General features: G+C 72.5%; 11 protein-coding genes and 1 riboswitch. Of the genes, 6 read left to right on the top strand and 5 right to left on the bottom strand.

All coding sequences use genetic code 11. The features are described 5' to 3' along the window. Positions 1-128: 128 nt before the first annotated feature. The 3 genes from ACFYMP_RS30380 to ACFYMP_RS30390 form a co-directional block, all read right to left on the bottom strand. A complete protein-coding gene (locus ACFYMP_RS30380) occupies positions 129-1,007 on the bottom strand; it encodes a family 16 glycosylhydrolase (RefSeq protein WP_388863570.1) in 879 nt (292 codons plus the stop codon). 158 nt (positions 1,008-1,165) lie between these two features. Further along, complete coding sequence (locus tag ACFYMP_RS30385) at positions 1,166-2,386, bottom strand: DUF4032 domain-containing protein (RefSeq protein ID WP_388863572.1); 1,221 nt, start codon at positions 2,384-2,386, stop codon at positions 1,166-1,168. 159 nt (positions 2,387-2,545) lie between these two features. Then, entirely contained in the window at positions 2,546-3,514 is a 969-nt protein-coding gene (locus ACFYMP_RS30390; protein ID WP_388863574.1) for an aldo/keto reductase, read from the bottom strand. A gap of 160 nt (positions 3,515-3,674) precedes the next feature. Continuing rightward, positions 3,675-3,781, top strand: a riboswitch (ZMP/ZTP riboswitch). Positions 3,782-3,800: 19 nt separating this feature from the next. On the opposite strand from ACFYMP_RS30390, the gene ACFYMP_RS30395 reads away from it, so the two are divergent. After that, the gene (locus ACFYMP_RS30395) at positions 3,801-5,261 is read left to right on the top strand and encodes a glycine hydroxymethyltransferase (RefSeq protein WP_388863576.1); all 1,461 of its coding nucleotides are present in this window, start codon (positions 3,801-3,803) and stop codon (positions 5,259-5,261) included. 90 nt (positions 5,262-5,351) lie between these two features. Here the strand turns inward: ACFYMP_RS30395 and ACFYMP_RS30400 are convergent, their stop codons facing one another. Beyond that, on the bottom strand, positions 5,352-5,927 hold the full coding sequence (locus ACFYMP_RS30400; RefSeq protein ID WP_388863578.1) for a DUF6328 family protein: 576 nt from the start codon (positions 5,925-5,927) through the stop codon (positions 5,352-5,354). Positions 5,928-6,137: 210 nt separating this feature from the next. On the opposite strand from ACFYMP_RS30400, the gene ACFYMP_RS30405 reads away from it, so the two are divergent. From ACFYMP_RS30405 to ACFYMP_RS30420, 4 genes are all read left to right on the top strand, one after another. Continuing rightward, positions 6,138-6,518 (top strand): hypothetical protein, encoded by a 381-nt coding sequence (locus ACFYMP_RS30405; protein WP_388863580.1) that lies wholly within the window; start codon positions 6,138-6,140, stop codon positions 6,516-6,518. A gap of 255 nt (positions 6,519-6,773) precedes the next feature. Then, positions 6,774-7,289, top strand: a complete 516-nt coding sequence (locus ACFYMP_RS30410; protein ID WP_388863582.1) for a SigE family RNA polymerase sigma factor — start codon at positions 6,774-6,776, stop codon at positions 7,287-7,289. 128 nt (positions 7,290-7,417) lie between these two features. Next, the gene (locus ACFYMP_RS30415) at positions 7,418-8,752 is read left to right on the top strand and encodes a hypothetical protein (protein WP_388863584.1); all 1,335 of its coding nucleotides are present in this window, start codon (positions 7,418-7,420) and stop codon (positions 8,750-8,752) included. A 173-nt stretch (positions 8,753-8,925) separates the two neighbouring features. Beyond that, the gene (locus tag ACFYMP_RS30420) at positions 8,926-9,993 is read left to right on the top strand and encodes a YihY/virulence factor BrkB family protein (RefSeq protein ID WP_388863586.1); all 1,068 of its coding nucleotides are present in this window, start codon (positions 8,926-8,928) and stop codon (positions 9,991-9,993) included. 15 nt (positions 9,994-10,008) lie between these two features. On the opposite strand, the gene ACFYMP_RS30425 is transcribed toward ACFYMP_RS30420, so the two are convergent. Further along, positions 10,009-11,928: a glycoside hydrolase family 15 protein gene (locus ACFYMP_RS30425; protein WP_388863588.1), complete on the bottom strand. Its 1,920-nt coding sequence runs from the start codon at positions 11,926-11,928 to the stop codon at positions 10,009-10,011. A 218-nt stretch (positions 11,929-12,146) separates the two neighbouring features. On the opposite strand from ACFYMP_RS30425, the gene ACFYMP_RS30430 reads away from it, so the two are divergent. Further along, positions 12,147-13,052, top strand: coding sequence for a Gfo/Idh/MocA family protein (locus tag ACFYMP_RS30430; protein WP_388863590.1), 906 nt, complete (start codon positions 12,147-12,149; stop codon positions 13,050-13,052). Positions 13,053-13,424 lie beyond the last annotated feature (372 nt).

The raw sequence follows: 13,424 nt of genomic DNA on the forward strand, positions 1-13,424 counted from the left end.
GCGGCCGGTCCCGCCCCCGCCCCCCCGGGGGGGGCCCCCCCGGGCGGGCCGGGTCCCCCCGCCCCCCCCCCCCGGCCACCCGGGGGGGCGGGCCCCCCCGGGGGGGGCCCCCGGCCACCGGTGTTCGCTCAGTGGGCCGCGCTGTCGCCGGTGGACACGTGCACGTAGTCCACGACGAGTTCCTGCGGGAAGGACGTCGAGCCGTCCGGGTTACCGGGCCAGTCCCCGCCCACGGCGAGGTTGAGGATGATGTAGAAGGGCTTGTTGAACACCCACTCGTTGCCGTTCACGTCGGCGGGGGTCCGCTCCTGGTAGACGTTGCCGTCCACGGACCAGGAGATCTTGTCCGGCGACCAGTCGATCGCGAAGGTGTGGAAGTCGTCCGCGAACGCCTCTCCGCCCGGCAGGCTGTAGCCCGCGCCGATCCCGCCGGCGCCCGAGTAGCCGGGTCCGTGGATCGTGCCGTGGACGGTGTTGGGCTCGAAGCCGACGTTCTCCATGATGTCGATCTCACCGGAGTTCGGCCAGCCCACCGAGCCCATGTCGTCGCCCAGCATCCAGAACGCGGGCCAGATGCCCTGTCCGCGCGGGATCTTCATGCGCGTCTCGACGTGCCCGTACTGCGTCGTGAACTTGCCGGACGTGTTCAGCCGGGCCGAGGTGTACTCGCAGGTGCCGTACCAGCACTGGTAATTGTTCGGGTTCTCCTTCCTGGCGGTGATGACCAGATGGCCCTGTCCGTCGAGCGAGGCGTTGTTCGTGCCCGCCGTGTAGTACTGCCCTTCGTGGTTGTTGACGTTGTCGCCCGTCTCGGTCTGCCACTTCGACCCGTCGACCCCGGACCCGGCCGGGCCGTCGAAGTCGTCGGTGAAGTTGGCGGCCGCCGCCCGCGGGGCGGGATCGGCCGGGGGACGTGCGGCCTGCGCGGCGGTCGGGGCGAGTACCGCCCCGCAGCACAGGGCGGTGGCCAGCCACACGAGAGGCCGGCGACGCAGGGACGCGTGCATGGAACACCACATCACTTTCGGTGGGGGGACATGCCCATGACAAGGCATGCCGAAAAGTGAAGCCATGGAACGGGGTGCGTCGTGCGCTCCGTTCAATTGTTGATTTAAGAAGCGCTTGTGACGCACGTCAAGACATGCGTCAGGACCTCTTGTCCCGGTCAGGTACGGTCCGCCGACCCGTGCGGCAGGACGTGGGTCACGTAGTCCTTCGTCGCCGCCTCGAAGCCGACGTCGGTTCCCGCCTGCTCGGACAAGTACCAGCGGTGTTCGAGAAGTTCGTGGTACACCTGCGCGGGATCCGCCTCCCGCCGCAGTTCGAGCGGCACGGCGCGCACGGCCGGGCGGAAGACCTCCCGTACCCACCGGTGGGCGAGCACCTCGGTGCGCGCGCCCGCCGGATCGCCCGGCGCGTAGTCCTCCTGGGTCGCCATCCAGGACTCCAGGTCGTTCAGGAGTCGGCGCGCCTGGTTCTCCTCCGCGTCCAGCCCGGTCAGCCGCAGCAACTGCCGCTGGTGGTGCCCCGCGTCGACGACCTTCGGCAGGAAGGTGATCCGCTCCCCGTCGGAGGTCGAGCCGATCTGCATCTCCGCGACGTCGAAACCGAGCGCGTTGAGCCGCCGGATGCGCCGGTCGATGTAGTGCCGCTTGTCCGCCGGGTACACCGACTGCCGGGTCAGCTCCGTCCACAGTTCCTCGTACCGCGCGGCGAGCGCCGCCGAGAACTCCACCGGGTCCACCGAGGGGTGCAGCGCCCCGGACGCCTCCAGGTCCAGCAGCTCCCCGGCGATGTTGACCCGGGCCAGATCGATGTCGTACTCGCGCTGGCCGCGGCTGAGCCGCTGGTGCGTCTCCCCGGTCTCGGCGTCCACCAGATAGGCCGCGAAGGCGCCCGCGTCCCGGCGGAACAGGGTGTTCGACAAGGAGCAGTCGCCCCAGGCGAAGCCGACGAGGTGCAGCCGTACGAGCAGGACCGCGAGCGCGTCCATGAGCCGGTTCATCGTGGTGGGGCGCATGGTCGTCTCGAACATGGAGCGGTACGGCATCGACCCGCCCAGGTGCCGCGTGATCAGCGCCGTCTCCAGCGGATCACCCCCGGGCGTGGTCCGTCCGGTGACGACGGCCAGGGGATCGACGGCCGGGATGCCCAGCCGGTCCAGGTCGCGCAGCAGCCCGTACTCGCGCTCGGCGGGGCGCTGCGCGAGTTCCTTCACCGCGAGCACCTCGTCACCGGCGCGCGCGTAGCGCACCACGTGCCGGGAGATGCCGCGCGGCAGCGGCACGAGATGGCGTTCCGGCCACTCCTCCAGCGGCAGTTCCCAGGGCAGGTCCAGCAGGAGCGCCGGATGCTCCGGATTGGTCGCGCTGATCTGTAGCGTCATGCCTCGCCTCGGCTCGTCGCGGGGGTGCGCTGTGCGACGTCGGACAGCAGTGCGATCGTACCGTCGCGCGCGCGGTCCGCGGTGGGGTGGCCGCCCCGGACGGGGCGAGCGCCGGGCCGCCTTCCACGGGGCCCGGTGCTCGCACGGGAGGCGGCGGGCTCAGTGCCCCGCTACCGGATGCGGCGTGTAGGCCGCCTCCAGGCGCTCGGTCTCCGTGTCGTCCAGGGACAGCTCCACCGCCGCGAGCGCGTCCGACAGATGCCCCGGCCTGGTCGCCCCGACGATCGGCGAGGTCACGCCCGGACGGTGCAGCAGCCAGGCCAGCGCCACCTGGGCCCGCGACACACCCCGCTCCTCGGCGACCCGGCCCACCGCGCCGACGATCTCCCGGTCGCCCTCGGCGTAGAGCGTCTTGCCGAACTCGTCGGTGCGGGTCCGCTCCGTCTCCGTGTCCCAGGCGCGCGCCAGCCGTCCGCGCGCGAGCGGGCTCCAGGGCAGCACACCGACGCCCTGGTCCGCGCACAGCGGCAGCATCTCCCGCTCCTCCTCCCGGTAGAGCAGGTTGTAGTGGTCCTGCATCGACACGAACCGGGTCCAGCCGTGCTCCCGCGCCGTGTACTGCGCCTTCGAGAACTGCCAGGCGTACATGGAACTCGCCCCGATGTAGCGCGCCTTGCCCGCCCGGACGACGTCATGCAGCGCCTCCATCGTCTCCTCGACCGGGGTCGCGGGGTCCCAGCGGTGGATCTGGTAGAGGTCCACGTAGTCGGTGCCCAGCCGGGCCAGGCTCGCGTCGATCGCCGTCATGATCGCCTTGCGCGAGAGACCGCCGCCGTTGGGGCCCGGACGCATCCGGCCGTGCACCTTCGTCGCGATGACGGTCTCCTCGCGGCGGGTGAACTCCTTCAGCGCCCGCCCGACGATCTCCTCGCTCGTGCCGTCCGAGTACACGTCGGCCGTGTCGAAGAAGTTGACGCCGCCGTCCACCGCCTGCCGGATCAGCGGCCGGGAGTGCTCCTCGTCGAGGGTCCAGGCGTGGTTGCCGCGTTCAGGGACGCCGAAGCTCATGCACCCCAGGGTCACCCGGGAGACGTCCAGACCGGTCGAGCCGAGTTTCACGTACTGCACAGAGGACTCCGTAAGTCGTCGGAACCCCGGCCGTCGAGCCGGGGTCCGCACCGGTGTGCGGATCTGTCCCCCATGATCCTCTTCGTCCCTCCGTCGCGTCGACGCCGTTCCGCATCGTGAACCGTCCACACCCGCCACCCCCGGGGTCTTGCTAGCCTGCACCCGGGGCCGTGACTGGCGCTTACGTGGAACCGACCACGAGGAAGCGGCCCCGACACGGGCGGGCCGGACCCACCCGGTGTGCGGTCGTGCGCCTGGGCCACTGACACTGACCTGGGAGACCGTTATGTCCGTACCCGTGACACCCGAGCAGCTCGCCCCCACCGCCTCCTCCGCCTTCCGCGACGCCCTCGACGTGGTCCGCTCCGTCGAACCGCGGATCGCCGACGCCATCGGCAGGGAGCTCACCGACCAGCGCGAGTCGCTCAAGCTCATCGCGAGCGAGAACTACGCCTCGCCCGCCGTCCTGCTCGCCATGGGCAACTGGATGAGCGACAAGTACGCCGAGGGCACCGTCGGCCGCCGCTTCTACGCGGGCTGCCGGAACGTCGACACCGTCGAGTCGATCGCCGCCGAACACGCCCGCGCCCTGTTCGGCGCCGACCACGCCTACGTCCAGCCGCACTCCGGAATCGACGCGAACCTCGTGGCGTTCTGGTCCGTCCTCGCCCAACGCGTCGAAAGTCCCGCTCTGGAGCGGGCCGGGGCCAAGCACGTCAACGACCTCACCGAGGAGGACTGGGCGCAGCTGCGCCGCGCCCTGGGTGATCAGCGCATGCTCGGTATGTCCCTCGACGCGGGCGGCCACCTCACCCACGGCTTCCGGCCCAACATCAGCGGCAAGATGTTCGAGCAGCGCAGCTACGGCACCGACCCGGTCACCGGCCGCATCGACTACGAGGCCGTGCGGGCCGCCGCCCGCGAGTTCCGGCCGCTCGTCCTGATCGCCGGCTACTCCGCCTACCCGCGCCTGGTGAACTTCCGGATCATGCGCGAGATCGCCGACGAGGTCGGCGCGACCCTCATGGTCGACATGGCGCACTTCGCGGGCCTCGTCGCGGGCAAGGTCCTCACCGGCGACTTCGACCCGGTACCGCACGCCAACATCGTCACCACCACGACCCACAAGTCGCTGCGCGGACCGCGTGGTGGCATGGTGCTGTGCGACAGCGCACTCGCCGAGCACGTCGACCGCGGCTGCCCCATGGTGCTGGGCGGTCCGCTGCCGCACGTCATGGCCGCCAAGGCCGTCGCCCTCGCCGAGGCGCGCCGGCCCTCCTTCCAGGACTACGCGCGGCGGATCGTCGAGAACGCGGGTGCCCTCGCCGAAGGGCTCAAGCGGCGTGGCGCCAAGCTCGTCACCGACGGCACCGACAACCACCTCGTGCTGCTCGACGTCTCCGGCTACGGTCTCACCGGCCGACAGGCCGAGTCGGCGCTGCTCGACGCCGAGATCGTGACCAACCGCAACGCCGTCCCGCAGGACCCCAACGGCGCCTGGTACACCTCCGGCGTCCGCCTGGGCACCCCCGCGCTCACCACGCGCGGCCTGGGCACCGCCGAACTCGACGAGGTCGCCGACCTCATCGACACGGTGCTGCGCGGCACCCGTCCGGGCAGCACCGCCTCCGGCAAGCCCTCCAAGGCGCAGTACACCGTGGAGGACGGTCTGCCCGCCAAGGTCGCCGCCCGCGCCGCCGACCTGCTCGCCAAGCACCCGCTGTACCCGGGCATCGACCTGGCCTGAGCCGTTCCGGCCCGGCGCGGCGGCCCCCGGGGGACGCCGCGCCGGGCCGGGGGAGGGGGGCCCGCGCGACGTGGTCGCCGGCCCCGTTGCTCAGTCCCGGGCCCCCGGGGCCGCCTCGGGGCTCTCCTTCTCGGTGTAGCGCCCGCGTGCCCACAGCGGCAGCCCTATCCAGCACAGCAGGTACCAGCCGACGACCGCCGCCACGAGCCACGGGACGAAGGAGTCGTGGACCGCGACCCGCAGCACGAGGAACAACGCCGAGGTGAGGGTCGCGATGAGCAGGAGCAGCCCGAGGAAGGTCATCCGGGCCGCCCAGCGCACCGCCTGCGCCTTGATCCGGCGCCCGGACACGAGGCGGTGGAAGGGGACCGGGGAGATGAGGGCGCCGGTCGCGGTCGCGCCGAGCACCACCGTCAGGATGTAGATGTTCTTGTCCGTCTGCGACAGGTCGCCGAACAGCGGCGTGAAGACCACGGTCAGCAGGAAGCCGAAGAGGATCTGCACCCCGGTCTGGGCCACGCGGACCTCCTGCATGAGTTCACCCCACTGCCGGTCAGCGCGTTCGACCTCGGTCTCCTCACGCCCCGCCCCTGACGCGCGCGCCGACTCGCCGGCATCGTCCCCGCCGGTCTGGTCCGTCGGTCCTGCGATGGTGTGCGAGGCCATCTGCCCTCCCCATTCATGGAGCCCCCGGGCCGACCGCTGCCGACCGGGGGCTCGCTCGTTTGTTCTCACCGCCTACCCGTGTTTGCTGTTTGTTTGCCTTTCCGGCGGGGTCTTCGATGACGGGGCGCCGAGGGGAACGCCGGTCTCGCCGCGCACCTGACTCGTGAGTAACATCGGTGCCGTCCCTGTGCCACGGCCTCCGGAGGAACCATGTCCCGCACCGCGCCCGATCGTTCCGCCGCCCTGCTGGCCGGAGTGCTGCTCGGGGCCGGGGCGCTCCACTTCCTGCGGCCGGGCCCCTTCGACTCCATCGTCCCCAAGTCCCTTCCGGGACGGGCGCGTACATGGACCCGGCTGAGCGGACTCGCGGAATGCGCGGTGGGTGCCGGCGTCGCGCTCCCGGCCACCCGCAGGATCGCGGCCGGCGGGGCGGCCGCCCTGTTCGTGACCGTGCTGCCCGCGAACGTCCGCATGGCCCTGGACTGGAACGACAAGCCGGCGCCCCTGCGGACGGCCGCCTGGGTCCGTGTCCCCCTCCAGGCGCCGCTCGTCCTGTGGGCCCTGAGGGTCCGCGACCGCGCCGAAGGCTGAACCACGCCGCCCCGGCCGGGCACCGCCCCCGGGCCCGTACGAGGCGCAGTCGCGCCCCCGCCCTTCCCCGGGGGGCGTGCCGGGGCGATGCCCTAGGCGTGCTGTCCCGGCACGCGTGTCACCAACGTGCCGGGACGACACACCCGGCGCGGCACCGGACGGAGAAGTCCGCGCGCGGTGAAACATTCCGTGCCCCTCGCCGCATCAGTGAGGTGTGAAGCCGAGTAGAGCACGATCAACAGGGGGCACGGGGTGATGGGTACCCGGCAGTCGCGCGCCGAGGAGTTCCGGGAGTTCGCGGTCGGCAGGGCGGGCCAGCTCTTCCGTTCCGCGTCCCTGCTGACGGGGGGCGACGCGCATCTCGCCGAGGATCTGGTCCAGGAGACGCTGGCCCGTATGTACCTCGTGTGGGGCCGGATGCACCGGATAGACAACCCCGCGGCCTACGCCCAGACGGTCCTCGTCCGCACCTTCCTCGCCCACCGGCGCAAGTTCTCCTCGCGCGAGCGCCCCGTCGACACCGTGTCCGACGCGGAGTCCCCGCAGCGGGCGGGTGATCCCGCCCTGAGGGTGGCCCTGCTCGACGCCCTCAGCCGCCTCGCTCCCCGGGACCGGGCCGTCGTGGTGCTGCGCTACTGGGAGGACCGCAGCATCGCGGAGACCGCCGCGGTACTGCACGTCAGTTCGGCCGCGGTGCGCACCCGGGCGAACCGGGCGCTGGCCCGTCTGCGCGAGCAACTGGGAAGCAGCATCACCGAACTGGCGGCCTGAAGCCGACGGCGACGCGTGCCGCCCGGGTGCCGGGGGGCACCGCGGTCGACGCGTCGCCCGTCCCGGGCCTCCCGGCCCTCGCGCCGCACCTGCAAACCTCGAACCGCCGTTCCAGAAAGGAACGCAGCATGCCCGTACCCGAAGACCACGGCAGCCCGCACACCGGGCCGCACACCGACGAGGACTTCGCCCAGGCGCTCGAACGAGCCCTGCGCGAGACCGCACCGGGACTGGAGCCCGCACCCGGCCGACGCGCCGAACTCGCCGAACGGGGCCTGGGCGCCGGCCGGGTCCGCCTGCGCAGGCGCCGCACCGCGGCCGTGACCGGCAGCGTGCTCGCCCTCGCCCTCGTCGGAGCCGGTGGCGCGCTCGCCACAGGACTCGTCGGCGGCGACGGCCCCGCGGCGACGGCCGGACCCGCCGCCGCCCCCGCCACCCCGGCCACACCGACACCCACCGCGCACAAGTCGTCCTGGCCGAAGGAGGGCGGGAGCGCGGCGGAGCGGCGAAAGCAGCAGAAGAGCCCGGTCTCCGGTCAGCAGGTCCTCGCGGTCTTCGAGGACCTGCTGCCCGAGGGCTCCGTCACCGGTCGCACCCACTCCGGCTCCTACGGCCCCCCGGCCGCCTCCCTCGTCTTCGACGACGGCAAGGGCAAGGCCGCGATGGGCGTCGACCTCAACCGCTATGCCAAGGACGACGCGCAGATCAAGGAGAGCACGACCTGCCCGTCCAAGGTCTACGTCCCCTTCGACCGGTGCACGGCCCGGACCCTGCCCGACGGCACCCGCCTCATGACCATCGCCGGCTACGAGTACCCCGACCGGCGTGGCGACAACAAGAGCTGGGACGCGTACGTCGTGACCCGCGAGGGATACGCGGTGCACGTCAACGAGCACAACACGCCCGCCGAGAAGGACAAGCCGGCCACCCGCACCGATCCGCCGCTCTCCCTCGACCGGCTCGCCGCCCTGGCCCGGTCCGCGCAGTGGCAGCCACTGCTGCACAAGCTCAAGACCCCCAAGGAGTACAAGATCACGGAGGTCCCCAAGGGGCCCGCCGCCCGCGCCGACATCACGAAGATCGCCAAGTCGCTCCTGCCGGCCTCCCTCACGGTGCGCGAGGCGAAGGACTACAAGGGCTACGGCTACCTCGTCGTGGACGACGGCAAGGGGGCCGGACTCGTCGAGATCAACGCCGACAGCGGGTTCAGCCCGTCCGACTTCGAGGACGCCGGGGAGGAACTGCCCGACGGCACCTTCGTCACCGTCCGTCAGGGCCCCGCCGAGAAGGGGCGTGAGGGAGTGGTCGACTGGAGCGTGCAGGTGCTGCGGACGGACGGCCGCCGCGTCGTCGTCAGCGCCTACAACGCGCCGGGCCACCAGTCGGCCCCCAGCAGGCAGAAGCCCGTCCTGAGCCTCGCCCGGATCCGCGCCCTCGCGCTCGACGCGGCCTGGACGTCCTGACCACGGCGCCCCCGCGCGGACCCGGGCCGCGCCCGCCAGGCCACCCGGCCCGCCTCACCGACGCCGTCCCGCCCCCCCGCCGATGGGGACGGGACGGCGTCCCCGGCCGATCCTCCCGGTATTGGCCGGGTCCCGACAGGTTCGTTCGGCGCGATCCGGGTCAGCCGTACCTCATGGACCTGACCAGCAGTGGTGACGAGAGCATGACGGCGCGGCGAGCGGAGGCGGACGAAGCGAAGAAGTCGGGGAAGGAGCGGGCACGGCACGGGAGCCCCGATGCGGGTGACGGCCCCGACGGGCCACACGAACTCGGCGGTTCCTCGTGGTGGGCGATCCTGCGCCGGACCGCCGGCGAGTTCGTGGAGGACCAGCTCGCCGACCGGGCCGCCGCCCTCACGTACTACAGCGTGCTCTCCCTGTTCCCCGCGATGCTGGTGCTCGTCTCGCTGCTCGGCGTCGCGGGCCGCTCCGCCACCGACAAGGTCCTGGAGAACGTCGAGAAACTGACGCCCGGCGCCGCGCGCGACATCCTGACGAGCGCCGTGAAACAGCTCCAGGACAACGGCGGGCTCGGCTCCGTCTTCGCCGTCATCGGCCTCCTGCTGGCCCTGTGGTCCGCCTCCGGCTACGTCGGCGCCTTCATCCGCTGCGCCAACGCCGTCTACGACGTGCGGGAGGGCCGCCCGCTGTGGAAGGTCACCCCGATCCGGCTGGGCGTCACCGTGCTGCTCATGGTGCTGGCCGCCGCGAGCGCCCTCATCATCGTCTTCACCGGCTCGCTCGCCCGGGAGGCCGGCGACCTGCTCGGCATGGGCGACGCCGCGCTGACGGTGTGGTCCTTCGCGAAGTGGCCGGTCCTCATCGTCCTCGTCGTCAGCATGATCGCGACCCTCTACTGGGCCTCGCCCAACGCGAAGGGACGCGGGCTGCGCTGGATATCGCCCGGCAGCGTCCTCGCCCTCGTCCTGTGGCTGATCGCCTCGGGCGGCTTCGCCCTCTACGTCGCGAACTTCGGCTCGTACAACAAGACCTACGGGGCGCTCGCCGGAGTCATCGTCTTCCTGATGTGGCTGTGGATCACGAACCTCGCCATCCTCCTCGGCCTGGAGTTCGACTCCGAGATGGCCAGGGAACACGCCATCGCCGACGGGATGCCCGCCGGTGAGGAGCCCTACGTCGAGCCCCGGGACACCAGCGCCTGGAACGAGGCCGACCGCAAGGCCATGGGCGCCGAGGAGTGAGGGGCGGCAGGCGGGTCAGCCGCCCAGCACCCGGTCCAGATTGACCGCGGAACTGATCAGCGCGAGGTGGGTGAACGCCTGCGGGAAATTGCCCAGGTGCTCGCCGGTCATCCCGATCTGCTCCCCGTACAGCCCCAGGTGGTTGGCGTAGGAGAACATCTTCTCCAGCGCCAGCCGGGCGCTCTCCACCTCCCCGGAGCGGGTCAGCGCCTCCACCCACCAGAACGAGCAGATCGAGAAGGTCCCCTCGGAGCCCGACAGACCGTCCGGGGCCTGCCGCGGGTCGTACCGGAAGACGAGGCTGTCGGCGACCAGTTCCCGGCCGATCGCCTCGACCGTGGACAGGAAACGGGGATCGGTGGGGGAGACGAACTTGACCATCGGCATGAGCAGCAGCGAGGCGTCGAGGACCGGCCGGGGATACCGGCCCCGCGCCGCGTCCTCCTCGTCGCACAGCCGCTGTGTGAACGTACCGGCCTGCGGGTTCCAGCCGCGTTCCATGATCTGCCGGTAGATCTCGTCCCGCGTCCACGTCCACCGGTCGAGGTCACCGGGCAGGCCCCGCTGGCGCGCCATCCGCACCATGCGCTCCACCGCCACCCAGCACATCAGCCGCGAGTACGTGTGGTGCTGGCGGCCCGCGCGGGTCTCCCAGATACTCTCGTCCGTCGTGTCCCAGTGCTCCAGCAACCAGTCGACCACCGTGGACAGATCCGTCCACGCCTCGTGCGAGATGCCCTTGCCGTACTTGTTGAACAGGTAGACGGAGTCGATGAGTTCACCGTAGATGTCGAGCTGGAGCTGATCTTTGGCCCCGTTGCCCACGCGCACCGGGGAGGAGCCCCGGTAGCCCTCCCAGTGGTCGAGCACCTCCTCCGCGCGTACCGCCTGCCCGTCGATCGTGTACAGCGCGCGCAGCGGACCGGTACCGCCCGCGCAGGCGTCGCTCAGCAGCCGGGTCAGCCACCCCATGAAGGCCTCAGCCTCCTCGGTGAAACCCATGCGCAGCAGGGCGTACAGCGTGAAGGCCGCGTCCCTGATCCACACGTAGCGGTAGTCCCAGTTGCGGGCACCGCCCACCCGCTCCGGCAGCCCCATGGTGGGGGCGGCGACGACCGCCCCGGTCGGCTCGTGCGTGAGCAGCTTCAGCAGGAGCGCCGAGCGGTGCACCCGCTCGCGCCACCGCCCCCGGTAGACCGAGTGGTTCAGCCAGCCGCGCCAGAAGCCGACGGTCGCCCGGAACAACTCCTCGACCTCCTGGCCGAGGTCCTCGCTCCCCGCTGGGGTGTCACCGTCGCTCTCCAGGACGAACACCGCCGACTGCCCGGCCGTCAGGGCGAACTCGCCGAGCGCGTCCAGGCCCTCCACGGTCAGGGGTACGTCGGAGCGCAGGACGAGGCCCAGCGAGGGCCCCGTGAACCGGGCCCCGTCCGGGGTCCGGACGCTCTCGTGCCGGTCCCGCCCGTAGTTCATCCGCGGCGCGACCCGCGTCGTCATCCGCAGCCCGCCCCGTACGCACACCACGCGGCGCACCAGCCGCTGCCGGTGGCCCCGGTCCTTGGGCCGCAGCAGCGGCATGAAGTCCTGCACCTCGACGATGCCGTCCTCGGTGAGCATCCGGGTCACCAGGATGTTGGTGTCGGGGAAGTAGAACTGGTGCCGGGTCACGTCCCCGCAGGCCGCGGAGATCTCCCAGAAACCGCCGCGATCGGTGTCGAGCAGCGAACCGAAGACGCTCGGCGAGTCGAAGCGCGGGGCGCAGAACCAGTCGACGCGGCCGTCGGTGCCCACGAGCGCCGCGGTCCGCAGATCGCCGATGACGCCGTGCTCGGCGATGGGCAGGTACCGGCCCGCGACCCCGTCCTCGTCGGTGCCCGCGTGCCCGGAGGCCGCGGCCGGCTCGTCCGCCGTACCACTCGTCGCGGTGCCGCTCATGCCCTCTCCTCCCACCCTGCCGCCCGGGGCGAGCCCGCCCCGGCCCGCCGTCACGCCGGGGCGGGACCTGCCCGCTGCCGCCGCGCCCGGCACGCGGGCGTGTGACCGCCCGCAGCCGTCAGTGTCCCCCGCCCGCTCACGGCGCGCACCCCGGAACGCGTGGCGCCGGCCACGCACCCGCCCTGGTCCCGAAGATCACAAGGAGGCAGACTGGGCGCATGACCAAGCTACGGATCGGCCTGCTCGGCACCGGCTCCTGGGCCGAGCGCACCCACGCCCCCGCCCTCGCCGCGCACCCCGGCGTCGAGCTGACCGGCGTCTGGGGCCGTCGGCCCGAGGCCGCGGCCGCCCTCGCACAGGCCCATGGCACCCGCGCGTACTCGGGGGAGGGGGAGGACGGACTCGACGCGCTGCTCGCGGCGAGCGAGGCCGTGGCCGTCGCCCTGCCGCCCGATGTCCAGGCCCCCCTCGCGGCCCGTGCGGCGGCGGCCGGCTGTCATCTGCTCCTCGACAAGCCGGTGGCCACCGACGTGGCCGGGGCCCGCGCCGTCGCCGGGGCCGCCGAGGCCGCGGGCGTCGCCTCCGTCGTCTTCTGCACCATGCGCTTCGCGCCCGGCAGCGCCGCGTGGATCGCCGAGCAGTCCGCGAAGAAGGACTGGTTCACCGGTCACGCCGACTGGCTCGGGGCGCTCTACGGCCACGGCGCGGCGCCCAGCGCGGACTCGCCCTGGCGCCGCGACAAGGGCGGGCTGTGGGACGTCGGCCCGCACGCCCTCTCCGTCCTGATCCCGGTACTCGGCGACGTCACCGAGGTCACGGCGGTACGCGGCGAACCCGACCTCACGCATCTCGTTCTGCGCCACACCACCGGCGTCACCAGTTCGGCCACCCTGAGCCTGAGCGCGCCCAAGGCCGGAGCGGGCGTCGGCGTCACCTTCCGGGGCGACAGCGGCACCGCCGTCCTGCCACCCGGGGCCGACTCCGCCGTCACCTCCTTCACCGCGGCCGTCGACGCCCTGCTCAAGGCCGCCGAAACGGGCGAGCCGCACCCCTGCGACGTGCGCTTCGGTGTCCGGCTCACCGAGATCCTCGCGGAGGCGGAGGCGCGGATCGCACAAGCCTGAGCGCGGTCGCGAGGGGCGGGACGGGAGCCTGTCGGCCCCGGCCCACTCCCGCCTACCGCGTCGGCGACTCCCGAACGGCCCGGGGGTGCACCGGCACGCCAGTTCGCCCGGCGCACCCGCCAGGGCGGCGGCGCCGCTCGCGCGGCCCGTACCCGCGCTGCCGGAGGCCGGCGAGGACCGGGGGCGAGTGAACCGTGCGCCCAGAGCGCCTCGACCGGGAGCGCCCGCCCCCGTACTGCGACGAAGCGGGGCAGCTCCGTTTCCGCCTGTCCGGCATCCACCGCTGCCTCCCCACGTGGTGACCGCGGCACGACTGCGGTGCGCCTCGCCCGGCGGAAGGGACCCGCCCTCGCCCGGTCCGGTATGCCCCGG

The sequence above is a fragment of the Streptomyces sp. NPDC007088 genome (assembly GCF_042869355.1).
Taxonomy (GTDB): domain Bacteria; phylum Actinomycetota; class Actinomycetes; order Streptomycetales; family Streptomycetaceae; genus Streptomyces.

What these genes read in the sequence shown, in the direction of transcription:
- ACFYMP_RS30415 (WP_388863584.1), top strand. Translation starts at nt 7,418, where the DNA reads ATGCCCGTACCCGAAGACCACGGCAGCCCGCACACCGGGCCGCACACC.
- ACFYMP_RS30425 (WP_388863588.1), bottom strand. Translation starts at nt 11,928, where the DNA reads ATGAGCGGCACCGCGACGAGTGGTACGGCGGACGAGCCGGCCGCGGCC.
- ACFYMP_RS30395 (WP_388863576.1), top strand. Translation starts at nt 3,801, where the DNA reads ATGTCCGTACCCGTGACACCCGAGCAGCTCGCCCCCACCGCCTCCTCC.
- ACFYMP_RS30420 (WP_388863586.1), top strand. Translation starts at nt 8,926, where the DNA reads ATGGACCTGACCAGCAGTGGTGACGAGAGCATGACGGCGCGGCGAGCG.
- ACFYMP_RS30380 (WP_388863570.1), bottom strand. Translation starts at nt 1,007, where the DNA reads ATGCACGCGTCCCTGCGTCGCCGGCCTCTCGTGTGGCTGGCCACCGCC.
- ACFYMP_RS30405 (WP_388863580.1), top strand. Translation starts at nt 6,138, where the DNA reads ATGTCCCGCACCGCGCCCGATCGTTCCGCCGCCCTGCTGGCCGGAGTG.
- ACFYMP_RS30430 (WP_388863590.1), top strand. Translation starts at nt 12,147, where the DNA reads ATGACCAAGCTACGGATCGGCCTGCTCGGCACCGGCTCCTGGGCCGAG.
- ACFYMP_RS30385 (WP_388863572.1), bottom strand. Translation starts at nt 2,386, where the DNA reads ATGACGCTACAGATCAGCGCGACCAATCCGGAGCATCCGGCGCTCCTG.
- ACFYMP_RS30410 (WP_388863582.1), top strand. Translation starts at nt 6,774, where the DNA reads ATGGGTACCCGGCAGTCGCGCGCCGAGGAGTTCCGGGAGTTCGCGGTC.
- ACFYMP_RS30400 (WP_388863578.1), bottom strand. Translation starts at nt 5,927, where the DNA reads ATGGCCTCGCACACCATCGCAGGACCGACGGACCAGACCGGCGGGGAC.